Below are 19,999 nucleotides of genomic sequence, written 5' to 3'. Positions count from 1 at the left end.
GACCGCCCCCGCCATTCCCGGGCGGGCGGCCGGTCCTGCGCGGCACGCCGGCCCGTGGGCACCGGCCGCGCGCGCACGGAGCGCCACGAGCGTTCACGCCAGCGTAGAGGATGACAAAGCGGCGGGCCCGCAGCCCCCTGAGGGGTGCGGGCCCGCCGTGGTGGTGCGGGTGACTCGCGAAAAGTCGGCAGCGTCAGCGGGGAGCGGTCAGCTCTGGCCGCCGGCGAGCTTCTCGCGGAGCGCGGCGAGCGCCTCGTCGGAGGCGAGGGCGCCGCTGCTGTCGTCCGACTCCGAGGAGTAGGAGCCGCCACCGCTGCCCGCGGCCGCGGCCGGGGACGCGCCGCCGGCCTCGGCGGCCGCCTTCTCGTCCGCCTCGCGGGACTTGATGACCTGCGCCTGGTGCTGCTCGAAGCGGGCCTGGGCCGTGGCGTACTGGCCCTCCCACTCCTCGCGCTGCTTCTCGTAGCCCGGCAGCCAGTCGTTGGTCTCCGGGTCGAAGCCCTCGGGGTAGATGTAGTTGCCCTGGTCGTCGTAGGACGCGGCCATGCCGTACAGGGTCGGGTCGAACTCGACGGAGGCCGGGTCGGCGCCGAAGGACTCGTTGGCCTGCTTCAGGGACAGCGAGATGCGGCGGCGCTCCAGGTCGATGTCGATGACCTTGACGAAGATCTCGTCGTTGACCTGGACGACCTGCTCGGGGATCTCCACGTGGCGCTCGGCCAGCTCGGAGATGTGCACCAAGCCCTCGATGCCCTCGTCCACCCGGACGAACGCGCCGAACGGCACGAGCTTGGTGACCTTGCCGGGCACGACCTGCCCGATCTGGTGGGTCCGGGCGAACTGCTGCCACGGGTCTTCCTGGGTCGCCTTCAGCGACAGCGAGACGCGCTCGCGGTCCATGTCGACGTCCAGCACCTCGACGGTGACCTCCTGGCCGACCTCGACGACCTCGGAGGGGTGGTCGATGTGCTTCCAGGACAGCTCGGAGACGTGCACCAGGCCGTCGACACCGCCGAGGTCCACGAAGGCACCGAAGTTGACGATGGAGGAGACGACGCCGGAGCGCACCTGGCCCTTCTGCAGGGTGGTGAGGAAGGTCTGGCGGACCTCGCTCTGGGTCTGCTCCAGCCAGGCACGGCGGGACAGGACCACGTTGTTGCGGTTCTTGTCCAGCTCGATGATCTTGGCCTCGAGCTCCTTGCCGACGTACGGCTGCAGGTCGCGGACCCGGCGCATCTCGACCAGCGAGGCGGGCAGGAAGCCGCGCAGGCCGATGTCGAGGATGAGGCCGCCCTTGACGACCTCGATGACGGTACCGGTGACGATGCCGTCCTCTTCCTTGATCTTCTCGATGGTGCCCCAGGCACGCTCGTACTGCGCGCGCTTCTTCGAGAGGATCAGGCGGCCTTCCTTGTCCTCCTTCTGGAGGACCAGGGCCTCGATCTCGTCGCCGACGGCAACGACCTCATTGGGGTCGACGTCGTGCTTGATCGACAGCTCGCGGGAGGGGATGACGCCTTCGGTCTTGTAACCGATGTCGAGCAGGACCTCGTCCCGGTCGACCTTCACGATGACGCCGTCGACGATGTCGCCGTCGTTGAAGTACTTGATCGTCTCGTCGATCGCGGCGAGGAAGGCTTCCTCGTTGCCAATGTCGTTGACCGCCACCTGCGGGGTGGTACGAGGGGCCTCGGTGCTGCTCGTCATTAGGGAAAGGACTCCGGTACGGACAGTAAGTCGTAGGTACTGCTACGCCGGGAGCCGGTTTCGTTCCTGCCGACCGAGGAGGCCGCGACCCGGAAGTCGCGCGACCGAGGGTCCCAACAGATTCGAGCGCGGCCTGCTCCGTCCGAGGCGCGCAGGCTCGCAGCGCAACTTGTAGCATACGGGGGCAGCCGGGCACGGTCAATGCACGAAGAGGCATACCAAGCGCATATCGGACCGAACCGGCGCAAGCCACCCGATCGCTTGTCTCTTCAGAGAGTACGACGACTGCCGCGATGATCCAAGGACCCGAACCCGAGGCCACCCGGCGCAGCGCCGGCGCCCGCGAGAGCAGCCGGGCCAACCGCCGCTGGTGGGACCGCAACGCCGACGAGTACCAGCGCGAGCACGGCGACTTCCTGGGCGACGCCCGCTTCGTGTGGGGCCCGGAGGGGCTGGACGAGGCCGAGGCCGGCCTGCTCGGCCCGGCGGACTCCCTCAAGGGCCGCGACGTGCTGGAGATCGGCGCGGGCGCCGCCCAGTGCTCGCGGTGGCTTGCCGCCCAGGGCGCCCGGCCGGTCGCACTCGACCTCTCGCACCGGCAATTGCAGCATGCGCGGCGCCTCGATGACGCCGCCAAGGCCGACGACGCGGCCGGCGGTGCCCGGGGGCTTTCGCTGGTGCAGGCCGACGCCGGCACGCTGCCCTTCGCCGACGGCTCCTTCGACGTCGTCTGCTCCGCCTACGGCGCGCTGCCCTTCGTCGCCGACACCGCGCGCGTGCACCGCGAGGTGGCCCGGGTGCTGCGGCCCGGCGGCCGCTGGGTCTTCTCCGTCACCCACCCCGTGCGCTGGGCCTTCCCCGACGAACCGGGGCCCGAGGGCCTGACGGCCGTCTCCTCCTACTTCGACCGCACCCCGTACGTCGAGCAGGACGACCGCGGCCTCGCCGTCTACGTCGAGCACCACCGCACCCTGGGCGACCGCGTCCGCGAGATCACGGCCGCGGGCCTGCGCCTGGTGGACCTCGTGGAGCCCGAGTGGCCGTCCTGGAACACCCAGGACTGGGGCGGCTGGTCCCCCCTCCGCGGCGCCCTCCTCCCGGGCACGGCGATCTTCGTGTGCACGTCGGAATGAGCCGGGTGCCTGCGGCGCGGCCCGGGGATGCCACGTGTGCGCGAGGCGTCGCGCACGCGGACGGCCCGTGCGCAGCGGGGTGCTTGCGGCACCGCACCCGTGCGGTACCCGGTGACCGCGGGCGGACGCGCGGGGCTCCGGCCACGCACGCTGCTTCTGCGGGGCCGCACATCCGTGGAACGGCACTTGGCGGGTGCGCGGTGAGGCCGGTCGGTGTGGCTGTCGGGCGGACGCGGGCCGCGCGGCGGCGGGTGCTTGCGGGGCGGCGTTCGGGAGGGGCGCGGTGAGCGGGATCGGTGGGCGCGTCCGGGCCGAGGGGCACGCGCTGCCCGTGGCCGGGGTGGTGCCCGCGCTGCTGGGGGCGCTGGGTGATCAGGGCGCGGCCGTGCTGGCGGCGCCGCCGGGCACCGGCAAGACGACGCTGGTGCCGCTGCTGCTCGCCGACGCCTTCGCCGGGCGGGTGCTGGTGGCCGAGCCGCGCCGGATGGCCGCGCGGGCGGCGGCACGGCGAATGGCCTGGCTGCTGGGCGAACCCGTGGGCGAGACGGTCGGGTTCACCGTACGCGGTGAGCGCAAGGTCTCCGCCCGTACCGCCGTCGAGGTCGTCACCACCGGCGTGCTGCTCCAACGGCTCCAGCGGGACCAGGAGTTGGCCGGGGTCGCCGCGGTGCTGCTCGACGAGTGCCACGAGCGGCACCTGGACGCCGACACCGCGATGGCCTTCCTGCTGGACGTACGGTCCGTGCTCCGCCCCGACCTGCGGCTGGTCGCCGCCTCCGCGACCACCGACACGGGCGCGTGGTCCGCGCTGGTCGGGGGCCCGGTGGTGGCCGCCGAGGGCACCCTGCACCCGGTGGCCGTACGGTGGGCGCCGCCGTCGCGCCCGGTACGGCCGCCGCACGGCATGCGCGTGGACCCCGCGCTGCTGGACCACGTGGCCGCCACCGTCCGCGAGGCGCTGCGCTCGTACGAGGGCGACGTGCTGTGCTTCCTGCCCGGCGCGGGCGAGATCGCGCGCGTGGCGGGCACGCTGGGCGGGCTCGGCGTCGACGTCCTGCAGGTGCACGGCCGCGCGCCCGCCGCCGTCCAGGACGCCGCGCTCGCCCCGGGCGCCGACCGCCGGGTGCTGCTGGCCACTTCCGTCGCCGAGTCGAGCCTGACCGTGCCGGGCGTACGGGTCGTGGTCGACTCCGGGCTCGCCCGCGAACCGCGGATGGACCACGCCCGCGGGCTCGGCGCGCTCGCCACCGTACGGGTCTCGCGGGCGGCCGCGGAGCAGCGTGCGGGCCGGGCCGGGCGGGAGGGCCCGGGTACGGTGCTGCGCTGCTGGAGCGAGGCCGAACACGCGCGGCTGGCCCGCCGCCCCTCCCCCGAGATCGCGCTCGCCGACCTCACGCCCTTCGCCCTGCAGGCCGCGATCTGGGGCGACCCTGCCGCCGAAGGGCTCGCTCTCCTCGACCCGCCGCCGCCCGGGGCCCTGGCCGCGGCCCGCGCGACCCTGCGGCAGCTGGGCGCGACCGACGCGGCCGGCCGCGTCACCACGCGAGGCCGCCGCCTTGCCGGCCTCGGCGTCCATCCCCGCCTCGCCCGCGCCCTCCTGGACGCGGCCCCCCACGTCGGTCCCGCCCGAGCCGCCGAGGTCACCGCCCTCCTCTCCGAGGAGCTCCCCTCCTCCTACGGCCCCGACCTCGCCACGGCCTGGCGCACCGCCCGCCGCGCCACCGACTCCTACGCACCCCGCTGGCGCACCGAATCCCGCCGCCTGCAGGCCGCGTTGAGCGCGCAAGGCGGGCAACCGGGGCACGCGCACGCGATCACCGAGGGGGGTACGGAGGGCGAGGCACCGGCGGACGGCAGGGCCCCGGGCTCCGGACGCGGGGAAGTTCGCGCGGGGAACTCACGGGACGGTCGAAGTGGCAGTGCCCGTACGGGGTTCGGGGACGATGCCGCGGCCGGGCTCGTGGCCGCGCTGGCGTTTCCGGAGCGGGTGGCGCGGCGGCGCGGGCCCGGCGCGTACGTGATGGTCGGCGGGACGGCCGCGGAGGTGGCGGGCGGCGGGCTGGGGGACGCGGAGTGGATCGCCGTGGCGGTGGCGGACCGCGGGGCGGGCCGGGTGAGCGCTCGGGTACGGGTGGCCGCGGTGGTGGACCAGGCGACCGCCCGGGAGGCCGCGGGCAGCTTCCTGGAGGCGTACGAGGAAGTGGTCTGGCGGGACGGCGACGTGGTCGCGAGGTCCGTACAGCGGCTCGGCGCGGTCGAGTTGAGCACGGTGCCGTTGCGCTCACCGAATCCCGAAGCCGTGCGGGAAGCGCTCCTCACCGGGCTGCGCGGCGAGGGAACGGGTCTGCTGCGGTGGTCCCGCGGCGCCCAGGAGCTGCGCATGCGGATGGCGTTCGCCCACCGCGTGCTCGGCGGGGCGTGGCCGGACGTCTCCGAGGAGGCGCTGCTGGAGCGCGCGCCCGAGTGGCTGGGCCCCGAACTCGCCGCCGCCAGAAGGCGATCCGACCTCGAACGGATCGACGCGGCCAACGCCTTGCAGCGGCTGCTGCCGTGGGCGACTGGTGACGCGGCCCGTTTCGCCGAACTCGTTCCCGAGCGCATCGCCCTGCCGGGCGGGGCCCGGGTCCGCGTCGACTACAGCGGCGAGCGGCCCGTACTGGCCGCGAAGCTCCAGGAGTTCTTCGGCCTCCACGAGACCCCGCGGATCGCCGGCGAGCCCGTCCTCCTCCACCTGCTCTCCCCCGCCGGCCGCCCCGCCGCCGTCACCTCCGACCTCCCCTCCTTCTGGCACCACGGCTACCGAGCCGTCCGCGCCGACCTCCGCGGCCGCTACCCCAAACACCCCTGGCCCGACCACCCCGAACAGAACACCTAGCCCGCCCCCAAAGGCCCGCAAGCAACTGCGCGCCCGACCACCCACGGCTGAGCGTCCCCGAAGGGGCGCGGGGAACTGCGCGACCAGCCCACGGCCTGCTGCGACCGGCAACGGCGAGGTCGGGCCACCCCAGTTGCCGCAGGGGCGCGAGGAACTGCGCGAGAAGAGACCACCGGCCCGCGCCCGGCAACGGCGCAGCAGGGGCAGCCGCGTCCCCGAAGGGGCGCGAGGAACTGCGCGACCAGCCCACGACAGGCTGCGACCGGCAACGGCGAGGCCGGACCACCCCAGTTGCCGCAGGGGCGCGAGGAACTGCGCGAGAAGAGACCACCGGCCCGCGCCCGGCAACGGCGCAGCAGGGGCAGCCGCGTCCCCGAAGGGGCGCGAGGAACTGCGCGACCAGCCCACGACAGGCTGCGACCGGCAACGGCGAGGTCGGGGCACCCCAGTTGCCGCAGGGGCGCTGGGGGTACCCCCAGGCGAAGCTCTGGGGGGAGGAACTGCGCGAGCAACCACCCACCGGCGGACGGTCCGGGGCGCGGGGGAACCCCGCAGACGGGTCGGAACCCCGTAACAGAGTTACAGCGCACCGCCGGTGACGGCTCCGGCCGTGTCCGAAGGATCCGGCGTCGGCGTGTCCGTGCCGCACGGGTCCGGCGTCGTCGTGGGATCGCCCGTCGCCGTCGCCGTGTCGGTCGGGGACGGGGAGACCGTGCCGCCGTCGGTGGGGGTCTGGGTGGCGGTGGGGCAGCCCGGGTCCGTGGGGTCGCCGGTGGGCGGCGTCGTGGTCGGGTCGCCCGAAGTCGGGGAGGTCGGCGGGGTCGTCGTGGGGTCGCCGGAGGTGGGCGGCGGGGTGGTCGTGCCGCCGCCACCGGTCGGGCTGGTGGTCGGCGTGCCCGTGGGGCTCGTCGTCGGCGTCGGGGTCGTGATCGAACCGCCGGAGGTCTTGGTCGGCTTGGGCGTCCCCGTGGGCGTACCGCCCTTGGTCGGACTACTGCTCGGCGTGGAGCCGGCGGGCGGCAGCGGGATGGTGACACCCGCGCCGTGACCGGGCTTGTCGGGCACGGAGACCGCGCCGCCCTTGCGGAAGTGGTCGTACCAGGCCCGCACCAGGTTCAGGTACGCCTGGGAGTGGTTGTAGCCCAGGATCGCCTTGTCCATCTCGGCCGGCACCGCCAGGTCCCGCCCGTCGGCGCACAGGTAGTGCCCGGCGGCGAGTGCGGCGTCGTAGATGTTGTTGGGGTCGGCGACACCGTCCCCGTTGCCGTCCACACCCCAGGTGGCCCAGGTGGAGGGGATGAACTGCATGGGCCCGACCGCCCGGTCGTGGACCGGGTCCCCGTCGTACTTGCCGCCGTCGGTGTCGGTGATGTCCGCGAAGCCGTTGCCGTTGAGCACGGGGCCGAGGATCGGCTGGTACGTGGTGCCGTTGGCGTCGACCGCGCCGCCGCGCGCCTGGCCGGACTCGACCTGGCCGATGGCGGCGAGCAGTTCCCAGGGCAGGTGGCAGCCGGGGTCGCTCTGCGCGATGGTGTCCTGCGCCCGCTGGTAGGCGGCGAGCACGGTGGTGGGCAGGCTCGCGCCGCTGCCGGGCACGGTGACGGTGGCGCCGCCCCCGCCGGTGGTGGGCGCGAGCGGGCCGGCCGGGCTGTTCAGCGGCGGCACCTGCGTGACGTAGGGGGAGTCGCCGTCGATCGCGGGACCGGTGGACGCGGGGTCCTGCGCCTGCTGGTCCTGCCCGCCGTGGTCCTGCGAGGCCGCGTGCGCGACCTGGATGAGGCCGGGCGCCTGCGAGGCACCGAGCGCGGCCATCGCCGCGGCCGCCACCGCCGTCCCCGCCACTCCCCTGCGAATCCGCCTGCCGTACCGCCGCGCTGCCATACCGGCGTCCCTCCCGCATACACGATGTGCGCCCTGCGGGCGCGACAACTCGACCGACCCTACGGCAACTTCAGTCCCCGGACTACAGCCCGCGGGCAATACACAGGGTGCGAACCGGGCCAAATCGCTCCGGGCTCGCACCCTTTACCCCTGTGTCGCCAAGCCGCCCCAGGACATTCACACCTGCCCGTACAACCCTTCGGACGCCCGAAAGGTCGTCACGGACACCCGGAAAAGCCCGAAAGGTCCGCGGGCCCCGCGGACCCGCGGACCCCTGCCGCTCGGGACGCCTTGCGGCGCACCGCGCTCAGTGCGCCGCCGACTCCCAGTCGGTGCCCACGCCCACCGACACGTCAAGCGGCGCCCGCAGCGGATACGCCCCCGCCATCTCCCGCCGCACCAGCTCCTCGACCTGCTCCCGCTCCCCGGGCGCGACCTCCAGCACGATCTCGTCGTGCACCTGCAGCAGCATCCGCGACGCCAACTGCCGCTCCGTCAGCGCCTTGTCCACCCGCAGCATGGCGAGCTTGACGATGTCGGCCGCCGAACCCTGGATCGGCGCGTTGAGCGCCATCCGCTCGGCCATCTCCCGCCGCTGCCGGTTGTCGCTCGTCAGATCCGGCAGGTAGCGGCGGCGGCCGAGCAGCGTCTCGGTGTACCCGGTGCTGCGCGCCTCCTCCACCACCCGGCGCAGGTAGTCCCGCACCCCGCCGAAGCGCTCGAAGTACGTCTCCATCAGCGCCCGCGCCTCGGCCGCCTCGATCCCCAGTTGCTGCGAGAGGCCGAACGCCGACAGCCCGTACGCCAGCCCGTACGACATCGCCTTGATCTTGCGGCGCATCTCCGGGTCCACCCGGTCCCGCTCCACCGAGAACACCTGGGCGCCCACCGTGGAGTGCAGGTCCTCCCCCGAGGTGAACGCCGCGATCAGACCCTCGTCCTGCGACAGGTGCGCCATCACCCGCAGCTCGATCTGGCTGTAGTCGGCCGTCAGCAGCGTCTCGTACCCCTCGCCGACGACGAAGCCGCGGCGGATCGCCCGGCCCTCGTCGGTGCGCACCGGCACGTTCTGCAGGTTCGGATCCGTGGACGACAGCCGGCCGGTGGCCGCCACGATCTGGCTGAAGGTGGTGTGGATGCGCCCGTCCGGCGCCACCGTCTTCACCAGGCCCTCCACCGTGACCCGCAACTTGGCCTGCTCGCGGTGGCGCAGCATGATCACCGGCAGCTCGTGATCGGTCTGCGCGGCCAGCCACGCCAGCGCGTCGGCGTCGGTGGTGTACCCCGTCTTCGTCTTCTTCGTCTTCGGCAGGCCCAGCTCGCCGAAGAGCACCTCCTGCAGCTGCTTGGGCGAGCCCAGGTTGAACTCGTGGCCCACCGACGCGTGCGCCTCGTCCACCGCGTGCCGCACCGCCGCCGCGAACTGCTCCTCCAGGTTCTCCAGATGGGCCCGGTCCGCCGCGATGCCCGCCCGCTCCATCTTCGCCAGCAGCGCCGACGTGGGCAGCTCCAGGTCGTGCAGCAACTCCGCCGCACCCACCTCCGGCAGCCGCTCCGCGAAGACCTCGCCCAGGTCCAGCACCGCCCGCGCCTGCGCCATCAGCGCACCCGCCGCGGCCGCCTCCCCGTCGTCCTCCTCACCGAAGGCCAGCTGCCCGCTGCCGGAGTCCGCCGGGGCCAGCTCCCGGCCCAGGTACTCCACCGACAGCACGTCCAGGGCGAACGAGCGGCGGCCCGGCTTGATCAGGTACGCCGCCAGCGCGGTGTCCATCGCGATGCCCTCGACCCGCCAGGAGTGCTCGGCGAACACCCGCTCCACGTTCTTCGCGTTGTGCAGCACCTTCGGCTGCGCCGGATCGGCCAGCCACGCCGCGAACGCCTTCTCCTCTGCCGCGTCCAGCCGCGACGGGTCGAACCACGCCGCCTCCTCCCCCACGGCCAGCGCGATCTGCGTCACCCCGCCCGACCCCAGCGCCCAGGTGTCCACACTCGCCAGCCCCACCCGCGCGCCCGCGCGCTCCTCCAGCCAGCCCGGCAGCTCACCCGCCGCCAGCACCGCACCCTCCACCGCCACACCCTCGGCGACCGCCGCCGCCTGCTCCGCGGCCCCCGGGTCGGCCGCGAACAGCCGCTCCCGGAAGTTCGGGTTGCGGAACTCCAGCGCGTCGAGCACCCCGCCCAGCGCCGTGCGGTCGTACGGCACTCGCACCAACTGCTCGGCCGTCGCGGGCAGTTCGACGTCCCGGACCATCTCCGTCAGCCGCCGGTTCAGCTTCACCGCGTCCAGGTGCGCCCGCAGGTTGTCCCCCGCCTTGCCCTTGACCTCGTCCACCCGCGCACACAGCTCCGCGAACGACCCGAACTGCGTGATCCACTTCGCCGCCGTCTTCTCCCCCACCCCCGGGATACCCGGCAGGTTGTCCGACGGGTCGCCGCGCAGCGCCGCGAAGTCCGGGTACTGCTGCGGAGTCAGGCCGTAGCGCTCCACCACCTTCTCCGGGGTGTAGCGGGTCAGCTCCGAGACGCCCTTCGTCGGATACAGCACCGTGACGTTCGGCGAGACCAGCTGGAAGGAGTCACGGTCACCGGTGACGATCAGCACCTCGAAACCCAGCGCCTCCGCCTGCGTGGCCAAGGTGGCGATCACGTCGTCCGCCTCGAAGCCCTCCACTGCGAACCGGCGCACCCCCATCGCGTCCAGCAGCTCGCCGATCAGCGCCACCTGGGAGCGGAACTCGTCCGGCGTCGCGGACCGCGTCGCCTTGTACTCCGGGAACTCGTTCAGCCGCCACGTCTTGCGCGAGACGTCGAACGCCACCGCCAGATGCGTCGGCTGCTCGTCACGCAGCGTGTTCGACAGCATGGACGTGAACCCGTACACGGCATTGGTGGGCTGACCCGTCACCGTGTTGAAGTTCTCCACCGGCAGCGCGTAGAACGCGCGGTACGCCAGCGAGTGCCCGTCCAGCAGCATCAGCCGCGGTCGGTCGGTCGTCGTCTTCGATGCGGATGCTTTCTCTGCCACGCCCACGATCCTCCCACGCACCGCCGACACCCGGCCGCCGCCGGGAGTCCCGCCACGTCGTCGGCGCGGTCCGCGGGTGTCGGCGGATGTCCGCGATCCCGTCCGCCGTGCCGTCCACGCTGCCGTCCGGGTTGTCCACAGGGCCCGCACCCGACCGCACCCCGCACGCCCCGGCCGCCATAAACTGCGGGTATGGCGAAGAAGGCCCCAGCGGCAGACCCGGTCCAGGACGCACCCCGCGTCGGCGCGCCGAAGCACGCCGCCGCCGGAATCCCCGCGGTGGTGCAGAGCATGAAGATCGCCGAAGCCCAGATGGGCGCCGCCAGGAGCGCCCGCACCCTGCTCAAGGTCAACCAGAAGCAGGGCTTCGACTGCCCCGGCTGCGCCTGGCCCGAAGGCGACCACCGCCACACCTTCGAATTCTGCGAGAACGGCGCCAAGGCGGTCGCCGAGGAAGCCACCCTCCGCCGCGTCACCCCCGACTTCTTCGCCGCCCACCCCGTCTCCGACCTCGCGCGGCGCAGCGGCTACTGGCTCGGCCAGCAAGGCCGCATCACCCAGCCTGTGTACCTGCCGGAAGGCTCCGACACCTACGAGGCGATCCCCTGGGAGCGCGCCTTCGCCATCATCGCCGAGGAACTCACCGCCCTCGACAGCCCCGACGAAGCCGTCTTCTACACTTCCGGCCGCACCAGCAACGAAGCCGCCTTCCTCCTCCAGCTCTTCGCCCGCGCCTTCGGCACCAACAACCTGCCCGACTGCTCCAACATGTGCCACGAGTCCTCCGGCTCCGCACTCACCGAGACCATCGGCATCGGCAAGGGCAGCGTCCTGCTCGACGACCTCCACCAGGCCGAGCTGATCATCGTCGCCGGCCAGAACCCCGGCACCAACCACCCGCGGATGCTCACCGCCCTGGAGAAGGCCAAGCACGGCGGCGCCCGGATCGTCACCGTCAACCCCCTGCCCGAAGCCGGCACCGAGCGCTTCAAGAACCCCCAGACGGCAACCGGCCTCGCCGGCGGCGGCACCCCCCTGTCCGACCTCCACCTGCCCATCCGGCTCGGCGGCGACCAGGCACTCTTCCGCGCCCTCGGCCGCCTCATGCTCGAAAACGGCACGGTCGACCAGGAGTTCATCGACACCCACACCCACGGCTTCGCCGCCTACGAGGCCGCCGCACGCGCCACCGACTGGGCCGAGACCGAACGCGCCACCGGCCTCACCCGCGCCCAGATCGAAGAACTCCACCGCTACGTGCAAGGCGCCGACAGCATCGTCGTCTGCTGGGCCATGGGCCTCACCCAGCACAAGCACTCCGTGCCCACCATCCGCGAGATCGTCAACGTCCTCCTCCTCGGCGGCAACATCGGCCGCCCCGGCGCCGGCGTCTGCCCCGTCCGCGGCCACTCCAACGTCCAGGGCGACCGCACCATGGGCATCTTCGAACGCCCCGCCCCCGCCTTCCTCGACGCCCTGGAAAAGGAGTTCGGCTTCGCACCCCCGCGCCACCACGGGTACGACGTCGTCCGCGCCATCCGCGCCCTGCGGGACGGCACCGCCAAAGTCTTCTTCGCCATGGGCGGCAACTTCGTCGCCGCCTCCCCCGACACCGACGTCACCGAAGCCGCCATGCGCAAGGCGCGGCTCACCGTCCACGTCTCCACCAAACTCAACCGCTCGCACACCGTCACCGGCGCCCGCGCGCTGATCCTGCCCACCCTCGGCCGCACCGACAAGGACCGCCAGGCCGCCGGACCCCAGTTCGTCACCGTCGAGGACTCCATGGGCATGGTGCACGCCTCCCGCGGCAACCTCACCCCCGCCTCCCCGCACCTGCTCTCCGAGCCCGCCATCGTCTGCCGCCTCGCCACCGCCGTCCTCGGCCCCGACCACACCGTCCCCTGGGCCGACTTCGAGCAGGACTACGACCTCATCCGCGACCGCATCGCCGCCGTCGTCCCCGGCTTCGACGACTTCAACACCCGCGTCCGGCACCCCGGCGGCTTCACCCTCCCGCACGCCCCCCGCGACAGCCGCACCTTCCCCACCGCCACCGGCAAGGCCAACTTCACCGCCGCCCCCGTCGAGTACCCGCACGTCCCCGACGGCCGGCTGCTGCTGCAGACCCTGCGCTCACACGACCAGTACAACACCACCATCTACGGCCTCGACGACCGCTACCGCGGCATCAAGGGCGGCCGCCGCGTCGTCCTCCTCCACCCCGACGACGCAGCCGCCGCCGGCCTGTCCGACGGCGACCTCACCGACCTCGTCAGCGAATGGACCGACGGCACCGAGCGCCGCGCCGAAGGCTTCCGGGTCGTGCACTACCCCACCCCGCGCGGCTGCGCCGCCGCCTACTACCCCGAGACCAACGTCCTCGTGCCGCTCGACCACACCGCCGACACCAGCAACACCCCCGCGTCCAAGTCGGTGGTCATCCGTCTCGACCCCGCGACGGGCACCGGCGCGCACACCCCCTCGACTGCCGGGCACCCGGCCGGAGAATAGGAGCACCAGCCGCATGGGCGAGCAGACCACCACCCACTTCCCCCCGGAGATCGTGGCGCAGTACGCCGGGCTCGGCATCGATCTGACCGCGCTGTTCTCCGCGGGACACCTCGGCGACCGCATGGGCATCCAGATCCTCGAAGCGGCGCCCGAGAAGGTGGTCGGCACCATGCCGGTCGAGGGCAACACCCAGCCGTACGGGCTGCTGCACGGCGGCGCCTCCGCCGTCCTCGCCGAGACCCTGGGCTCGGTGGGCGCGATGCTGCACGGCGGCCCCAGCAAGATCGCCGTCGGCGTCGACCTCAACGCCACCCACCACCGCAGCCTGCGCTCCGGCACGGTCACCGGTACCGCGGTCCCCGTCCACCGGGGGCGCTCCTCCGCGACCTACGAGATCGCGATCACCGACGACGCCACGGGCAAGCGCGTCTGCACCGCCCGCCTCACCTGCCTCCTCCGCCCCGCCACCCCGCCCTCCCCCACGACCCCCTGACCCGCCCGGACCGCGATCAGTACTTGGCCCCGATGTGCCGCTCCATGAGAGCGACGGACTCCCGGCGGGCGACGGAGATGTTCCGCGCGTCCCCGCGCTTGCGGACCTCGGTCCACGCGACACCTACAGCGTCGAGCGCGTCGGTATAAAGCCGCCGGATGTCGGCCGAGGTGTTGGTGAAGAAGTACCGGGGGTACTCGTAGCGTTTGCGCACCCCGCGGACGACGCGCTCGGTCCAGTTGGTGACCCGGCACCCGTCGGAGTGGAACAGCCCGCGGATGAACTCCCAGGGATGCGCGGCGACGACCTGCTGCTGCCAGGAGGCGAGGACGATCCGGCGCTCGTGTTTGCGGCCCGGCCCGTGCTGCGGGAAGGCGGCGGGCCACTGCTTGCTCATCGAGGTGATCATGGCGCAGCCCTGCTTGCGGACACGGAAGACCGAACCGCCCGGGCGGACCTCGCGGATGGCCTGCTCGCAGGCGTCAGCGAGGCCCGGCCAGTCGTCGGCACAGGCGATGCGCAGGGCGTAAACACCACGGCGGTGGGCGCTGAGGCAGCCGTCGCCGAGGTAGAGACCGAGCAGGTAGGCGTAGGCGGGGCCGTCGGTCCGCAGCGGGGTGACCGCGAGTGCCCCGGCGGGTTCGACGCCGCGATCCCGCCACGCCCGCAGGGCCGCGCGGGATATGCCGGTCTCCTGGCTCACGCTGTTGAGGCTGCGGCCCGAGGCGACCAGGCGTAAGGCGTGACGGCGGGTGGCGAGGTCGTACATGGGGACAAGCGTGCGAGACCCGGAGGCTCAGCGGAACGGCAGAGGGGGGAATTCACCCTGTTCAGCGTTCGTCAGAAAGAAATGCTGACCTTCGAATGGAAGGCTGAGTGCCCCGGGTCGGACTCGAACCGACACTGTATGGGTTTTGAATCCATTGCCTGCTGCCAATTGGGCTACCGGGGCCTTCGAAACAGAGGATAACGTATCCCCTCGGTACTCAAACTCTACCCGAGATGGGTAGGCTCAGGGAGCAGTACCCGTCACAAGCCGAGGAGCACCGTGAGCGTCCCCGAGGAGTCCGCACGGACGCAACAGGAGGAAGGGCCGGTCGCGTCGCCGGCGGCGACGCGTGTCGTCATCGCCGAGGACGAGGCCCTGATCCGGCTCGACCTGAAGGAGATGCTGGAGGAGGAGGGGTACTCCGTCGTCGGCGAAGCCGGTGACGGCGAGACCGCCGTGAAACTCGCCGGCGAGCTCCGCCCCGAGCTGGTGATCCTCGATGTGAAGATGCCCGTGCTGGACGGCATCAGCGCGGCCGAGCGCATCGCCGGCGAGAAGCTGGCCCCCGTGCTGATGCTGACCGCCTTCTCGCAGCGCGAGCTGGTGGAGCGGGCCAGGGACGCGGGCGCGATGGCGTACCTGGTCAAGCCGTTCACCAAGAGCGACCTGGTGCCGGCGATCGAGATGGCGGTGAGCCGCTTCCAGGAGCTGCGCGCGCTGGAGGCGGAAGTCGCCGACCTGTCGGTGCGGTTGGAGACCCGCAAGCTGGTGGACCGCGCGAAGAGCGTGCTGCAGACGAAGTACGGGCTGACCGAGCCGGCCGCTTTCCGCTGGATCCAGAAGACGTCCATGGACCGGCGGATGTCGATGCAGGCGGTGGCCCAGGCCGTGATCGACGAGGTCGCCGAGAAGTAGGACGGCCCCGGGCCGGCAACCCCTCGCCTACGGCCGAGGAAAACGGCCTGCACGGCGCCCGCTCGGCCCGCACGGCAACGTCACCACGCACAACGTAAGGCCCGCGCTCCCAGGAGCGCGGGCCTTACACGTGGGCTTCCCGTGGCCGTCTCACAGGCCCGTCCGCTGCCGCCGGAGCGGCCCTGCTCAGTCCTCGCCGAGGTACGTCTTGCGGACGCTCTCGTCGTGCAGCAGGTCCTGCCCGCTGCCGGAGAGCTTGATCGTGCCGATCTCCATGACGTGGGCCTGGTCGGCGAGCGAGAGCGCGGCCTGCGCGTTCTGCTCGACCAGCAGGATCGTGGTGCCCTGGGACTTGAGTTCCACGATGGTGGACATGATCTTCTGCATCATGATCGGCGAGAGTCCCATGGAGGGTTCGTCGAGCATGAGCAGCTTGGGCTGGGACATCAGCGCGCGCCCCATCGCGAGCATCTGCTGCTCGCCGCCGGAGAGCGTGCCCGCGGCCTGCTTGCGGCGTTCGCCGAGGATCGGGAAGAGGTCGTAGGCGCGCTGGATGTCGGCGGTGATCCCGGCGGGGTCCTTGCGGAGGTACGCGCCGAGTTGGAGGTTCTGCTCGATGGTGAGGCGGGGGAAGATGTGCCGTCCCTCGGGCGAGTGGGCGAGGCCGAGGGAGACGATCTTGTGTGCGGGGACGCGGGTGAGCACCTTGCCGTTGAAGGTGACCCGGCCGCCGACGGGCTTGAGCAGTCCGCTCAGGGTGCGCAGGGTGGTGGTCTTGCCGGCGCCGTTGGTGCCGATGAGGGTGACGATCTGGCCCTCTTCGACGGTGAACGAGATGCCTTTGACGGCCTCGATCTTGCCGTAGGCGACCCGCAGGTCCTCGACTTCGAGCAGTGCGGTCATCGGTCGTTCTCCTGCTCGCCGGCGGCGCTGCCGCCGTCGGGGTCGGTGTCCGTTTCTGCGTCCGTTGCGCCGTCCGTCCCGGCGTCCGTCCCGGCGTCGCCCTCGGTGGTGGCGATGGGCTCGCCGAGGTAGGCGGCGATCACGCGGTCGTCGCTCTGCACGACGTCGGAGGTGCCCTCGATGAGTTTTTGGCCCTGGACGAGGACGGCGACCCGGTCGCAGAGGTTGAAGATGAACCGCATGTCGTGCTCGATGACGAGGACGGCGATGCCCTGGTCGCGGATGGCGAAGACGAGTTCCTCGGTGGCGCGGGTCTCCTGGGGGTTCATGCCGGCGGTGGGCTCGTCCAGGAGCAGCAGGCCGGGTTCGCTGGCCAGGGCGCGGGCGATCTCCAGCTTGCGCTGCTCGCCGTAGGGGAGGTTGCGGGCGAGGTGGTCGGCTTTGCCGGCGAGGCCGGTGAATTCCAGGAGTTCCATGGCGCGGGCCCGGGAGCGGGCTTCTGCCTTGTGGTAGCGGGGGCCGCGGATGAGTGCGGAGAGCAGTCCTTCGCGGGTGCGGGTGTGCCGGCCGACGAGGACGTTCTCCAGGACGGTCATGTTGGCGAAGAGCCGGATGTTCTGGAAGGTGCGGGCGATGCCGGCTTTGGTGACGAGGTGGGGTTTGGGGGGCAGGACGGTGCCGCGGTAGCTGACGGAGCCCTCGGTGGGGACGTACAGGCCGGTGAGGCAGTTGAAGAAGGTGGTCTTGCCGGCGCCGTTGGGGCCGATGAGTCCGACGATCTCGCCGCTGTTGACGGTGAGGTCGACGTTGCGGACGGCGGTGAGGCCGCCGAAGCGCATGATGACGCCGCTGGCGTGGAGCAGCGGGGTGCCGTCGGGCTGGGCGGCGGGGGCGGTGCCGGTGGTCTCGGTGGTGGTCATGGTGTCCTTCACGCCCCTGCCTGGCCTGCGGTGACGGCGCCGTCGCCGGGTGCGCGCGGGGCGGGTACCTCGGTTTCGGCTTCGTGGAACTCCAGTTGGCGGCGGCGGTTGGGGATGATGCCCTCGGGCCGGAACCGCATGATGAGGATGAGGGTGACGCCGAAGGCGAACAGTTCGTAGCGCTGGAGGAAGCCGAGCTTTTCGGGGACGAGGTAGAGCAGGGCGGCGCCGAGGACGGGTCCGCTGACGGTGCCCATGCCGCCGAGGACGACGGCGGCGAGCAGGAAGGCGGAGTTGGGCGGCGCGGACCCGGAGAACTGGTAGGGGTTGGGTACGACGCTGTAGGTGACGTGGGCGCTGACGGTTCCGGCGAGGCCGGCGAGCGAGGCGCCGAGGGCGAAGGCGATGAGCTTGACCCGGAAGCCGTTGATGCCCATGGCGGTGGCGGCGGTCTCGTCCTCGCGGATGGCGATCCAGGAGCGGCCGATGCGGGAGTCGGCGGCGCGGGTGAAGATGAGGACGACGATGACGGTGATGACGAGCATCAGCAGGTAGTAGTTGGCGAACCTGCCGAGGGTGAAGGAGCCGATGTCGTGGGAGTCGCCGAGGTTGTAGCCGAAGATCGACAGGTCGGGGATCTGGGCGATGCCGTTGGGGCCGTTGGTGACCTTGGGGCCTGAGACGCCGTCGAGGTTGTTGACGGCGATGCGGAAGATCTCTCCGAAGCCGAGGGTGACGATGGCGAGGTAGTCGCCGCGCAGCCGCAGGGTGGGGGCGCCGATGAGGACGCCGAAGACGAGGGAGGCGGCCATGCCGACGAGGGCGGCGGCCCAGAAGGGGAACTGGGTGCCGGACCAGATGGAGTAGGGGGAGCCGGAGACCAGGGCGGCGGCGTAGGCGCCGACGCCGAGGAAGGCGACGTAGCCGAGGTCGAGCAGGCCGGTGAGGCCGACGACGATGTTGAGGCCGAGGGCGACGGTGCCGAAGATCAGGATGTTGACGCCGAGGTTCGCCCAGTGCTCGTTGTTCTGGGCGAAGGGGTAGGCGATGGCGGCCAGGACGCCGACGATCATGGCGAACGGGCGGTGGTCGGTGGTGATCTGGGAGAACTGCCGGGTGAGGCCGGCGGCGCTGAAGGACCACAGGGTGAAGGCGACCAGGATGAGGTAGCCGACGAAGACCTCGGTGTAGCCGGTGGCCAGGCCGTAGGTGAGGACCTTCAGGCCGGCGGCGGCGACGACGATGATGGCGAGGTACTGCACCCAGGTGGGGAGTTTGCGCGGGTCGGCGACGGGCAGTTCGGAGTGGCGCAGCCGGGCTTCGCGCAGCCAGGCCCAGGTGCCGCGGAAGGCGCCGTTCTCGGAGAACCGGCCGAGTTCGTAGTAGTCGGCGTCGGGTTGTTCCAGGGGGTGGCGGTCGATCGGCAGGGCGAGGGCGCCGATGAGGAGGGCGAGGCTGGCGACGGCGGCGACGAAGCCGCCGGGGTCGAGGTTGGCCAGGCCGCCGAGTTCCTGGGCGATGGCGATGACGGTGTACCAGGTGGTGGCGAAGGTGCCGGCGGCCAGCAGCAGGACGGCGTTGTTGGAGCGGCTGGGGACGAGCCAGGCCAGGCCCTTGACGCGGAAGGCGCCCAGCGCGATGAGGCCGGTGAGGATGGCGCCGATGAGCGTGATGACCTGCAGGCCGCCGGGGTAGCCGTTGACGGTGAGGTCGCCGGGGAAGTCGGTGGTGTAGGTCCACGACATGAAGGTGGACGCGATGGTCGCGACGGCGCCGAGGAGGGTGAGGGCGCGGGCGGCCGGCAGCGGCAGGGTGACGAAGGGGTCCTTGCGCGGGGCGAAGGGGTCGGTGGTGCCGAGGATTTCGGCGGCTGCGGTGGTGGGGATGTCGGTCATCGGTATCACGCCCTGTCCGCGACGCGTTCGCCGAGCAGGCCCTGGGGCCGGACCAGCAGGACGACGATGAGCAGGACGAAGGCCCACACGTTGGACCAGCCCTGGCCGCCGAGTTGTTCCATGCCGGGGATGTTGGCGATGTAGGCGGAGGCGCAGGCTTCGGCGATGCCGAGGACGAGGCCGCCGAGCATGGCGCCGTAGATGTTGCCGATGCCGCCGAGGACGGCGGCGGTGAAGGCTTTCAGGCCGGCCTGGAAGCCCATGTTGTAGGAGATCTGGCCGTACTTCAGGCCGCTGGCGACACCGGCGACGGCGGCGAACAGGCCGCCGATGGCGAAGGCGATGACGATGATGCGGTTGGTGTCGATGCCCATCAGCTGGGCGGTGTCGGGGTCCTGGGCGGTGGCCTGCATGGCGCGGCCGGTGCGGCTGGTGCGGACGAAGGCGGCGAGGCCGATCATGCAGACGACGGCGGCGGCGACGAGGAAGATGTCGTTGCGCTGGATGTCGACGGAGCCGATGTGGTACGGGTGCGTGCCGAGTTGCGGGAACGTCTTGGCGTTGTCGGCGCCGGGGTACCAGACGAAGATCGCCTGCTGCAGTGCGAGGGAGAGGCCGATCGCGGTGATCAGAGGGGCCAGCCGGGGGGCGTTGCGCAGCGGCCGGTAGGCGAAGCGTTCGGCGCCGATGGCGATGAGGACCGAGACGATGGCGCCGCCGATGAGCATCAGGGGCAGTCCGACCCAGATGGATGTGCCGTCGGGGAGGTTGGTCCATACGGTGAGGGCGCCGAAGGCGCCGGTCATGAAGATCTCGCCGTGGGCGAAGTTGATGAGCTGGACGATGCCGTACACCATCGTGTAGCCGATGGCGATGAGCCCGTACATCGAGCCGAGGAACAGCCCGTTGGCCAGCTGTTGCGGCAGGGTGTGCACCGCATGGCCTCCATGTCGCTTCGGGAGCAGGTGG

The 19,999-nt window shown here is 72.0% G+C and carries 13 protein-coding genes and 1 tRNA gene; 5 read left to right on the top strand and 9 right to left on the bottom strand.

Annotated features, from left to right (window positions below; genetic code table 11):
• Positions 1–207 precede the first annotated feature (207 nt).
• Positions 208–1,707: a 30S ribosomal protein S1 gene (gene rpsA, locus BLR33_RS13480; RefSeq protein ID WP_093784632.1), complete on the bottom strand. Its 1,500-nt coding sequence runs from the start codon at positions 1,705–1,707 to the stop codon at positions 208–210.
• A 293-nt stretch (positions 1,708–2,000) separates the two neighbouring features.
• Here rpsA and BLR33_RS13475 point away from each other — a divergent pair, with 293 nt between their 5' ends.
• Both BLR33_RS13475 and BLR33_RS13470 read left to right on the top strand, forming a co-directional pair.
• Positions 2,001–2,840: a class I SAM-dependent methyltransferase gene (locus BLR33_RS13475; RefSeq protein ID WP_093784631.1), complete on the top strand. Its 840-nt coding sequence runs from the start codon at positions 2,001–2,003 to the stop codon at positions 2,838–2,840.
• A 283-nt stretch (positions 2,841–3,123) separates the two neighbouring features.
• Entirely contained in the window at positions 3,124–5,715 is a 2,592-nt protein-coding gene (locus BLR33_RS13470) for an ATP-dependent RNA helicase (RefSeq protein WP_176930253.1), read from the top strand.
• 579 nt (positions 5,716–6,294) lie between these two features.
• Here BLR33_RS13470 and BLR33_RS13465 read toward each other — a convergent pair.
• Together BLR33_RS13465 and polA are read right to left on the bottom strand one after the other, a co-directional pair.
• Positions 6,295–7,596 carry a lytic transglycosylase domain-containing protein gene (locus BLR33_RS13465; protein ID WP_093784630.1) on the bottom strand — a complete coding sequence of 434 codons (1,302 nt, stop codon included), beginning with the start codon at positions 7,594–7,596 and terminating at the stop codon, positions 6,295–6,297.
• A 307-nt stretch (positions 7,597–7,903) separates the two neighbouring features.
• Positions 7,904–10,621 carry a DNA polymerase I gene (polA, locus tag BLR33_RS13460; protein WP_093784629.1) on the bottom strand — a complete coding sequence of 906 codons (2,718 nt, stop codon included), beginning with the start codon at positions 10,619–10,621 and terminating at the stop codon, positions 7,904–7,906.
• A 192-nt stretch (positions 10,622–10,813) separates the two neighbouring features.
• Here polA and BLR33_RS13455 point away from each other — a divergent pair, with 192 nt between their 5' ends.
• Both BLR33_RS13455 and BLR33_RS13450 read left to right on the top strand, forming a co-directional pair.
• Complete coding sequence (locus BLR33_RS13455) at positions 10,814–13,135, top strand: FdhF/YdeP family oxidoreductase (protein ID WP_093784628.1); 2,322 nt, start codon at positions 10,814–10,816, stop codon at positions 13,133–13,135.
• A 13-nt stretch (positions 13,136–13,148) separates the two neighbouring features.
• Complete coding sequence (locus BLR33_RS13450) at positions 13,149–13,628, top strand: PaaI family thioesterase (RefSeq protein WP_093784627.1); 480 nt, start codon at positions 13,149–13,151, stop codon at positions 13,626–13,628.
• Positions 13,629–13,644: 16 nt separating this feature from the next.
• On the opposite strand, the gene BLR33_RS13445 is transcribed toward BLR33_RS13450, so the two are convergent.
• Both BLR33_RS13445 and BLR33_RS13440 read right to left on the bottom strand, forming a co-directional pair.
• A complete protein-coding gene (locus BLR33_RS13445; RefSeq protein WP_093784626.1) occupies positions 13,645–14,397 on the bottom strand; it encodes a helix-turn-helix domain containing protein in 753 nt (250 codons plus the stop codon).
• Between the two features lie 108 nt (positions 14,398–14,505).
• Positions 14,506–14,580, bottom strand: a tRNA-Leu gene (locus tag BLR33_RS13440).
• A gap of 96 nt (positions 14,581–14,676) precedes the next feature.
• Between BLR33_RS13440 and BLR33_RS13435 the strand changes: the two genes are divergently transcribed.
• Complete coding sequence (locus BLR33_RS13435; RefSeq protein ID WP_245771380.1) at positions 14,677–15,312, top strand: ANTAR domain-containing response regulator; 636 nt, start codon at positions 14,677–14,679, stop codon at positions 15,310–15,312.
• Positions 15,313–15,498: 186 nt separating this feature from the next.
• Here the strand turns inward: BLR33_RS13435 and BLR33_RS13430 are convergent, their stop codons facing one another.
• From BLR33_RS13430 to BLR33_RS13415, 4 genes are read right to left on the bottom strand one after another with little or no spacing between them, the layout of a single operon-like run.
• A complete protein-coding gene (locus tag BLR33_RS13430; RefSeq protein ID WP_093784625.1) occupies positions 15,499–16,215 on the bottom strand; it encodes an ABC transporter ATP-binding protein in 717 nt (238 codons plus the stop codon).
• Positions 16,212–17,135: an ABC transporter ATP-binding protein gene (locus tag BLR33_RS13425; protein WP_093784800.1), complete on the bottom strand. Its 924-nt coding sequence runs from the start codon at positions 17,133–17,135 to the stop codon at positions 16,212–16,214. The genes BLR33_RS13430 and BLR33_RS13425 overlap by 4 nt, the downstream gene beginning before the upstream one ends.
• A gap of 8 nt (positions 17,136–17,143) precedes the next feature.
• Positions 17,144–19,030: a branched-chain amino acid ABC transporter permease gene (locus BLR33_RS13420; RefSeq protein ID WP_093784624.1), complete on the bottom strand. Its 1,887-nt coding sequence runs from the start codon at positions 19,028–19,030 to the stop codon at positions 17,144–17,146.
• Between the two features lie 5 nt (positions 19,031–19,035).
• Positions 19,036–19,965: a branched-chain amino acid ABC transporter permease gene (locus BLR33_RS13415; protein ID WP_093784623.1), complete on the bottom strand. Its 930-nt coding sequence runs from the start codon at positions 19,963–19,965 to the stop codon at positions 19,036–19,038.
• Positions 19,966–19,999: the final 34 nt, after the last annotated feature.

It is taken from the genome of Actinacidiphila guanduensis, from assembly GCF_900103985.1.
In the GTDB taxonomy this organism is placed as follows: Bacteria; Actinomycetota; Actinomycetes; order Streptomycetales; family Streptomycetaceae; genus Actinacidiphila; species Actinacidiphila guanduensis.
This window is presented reverse-complemented; position numbering and strand designations above follow the sequence as displayed.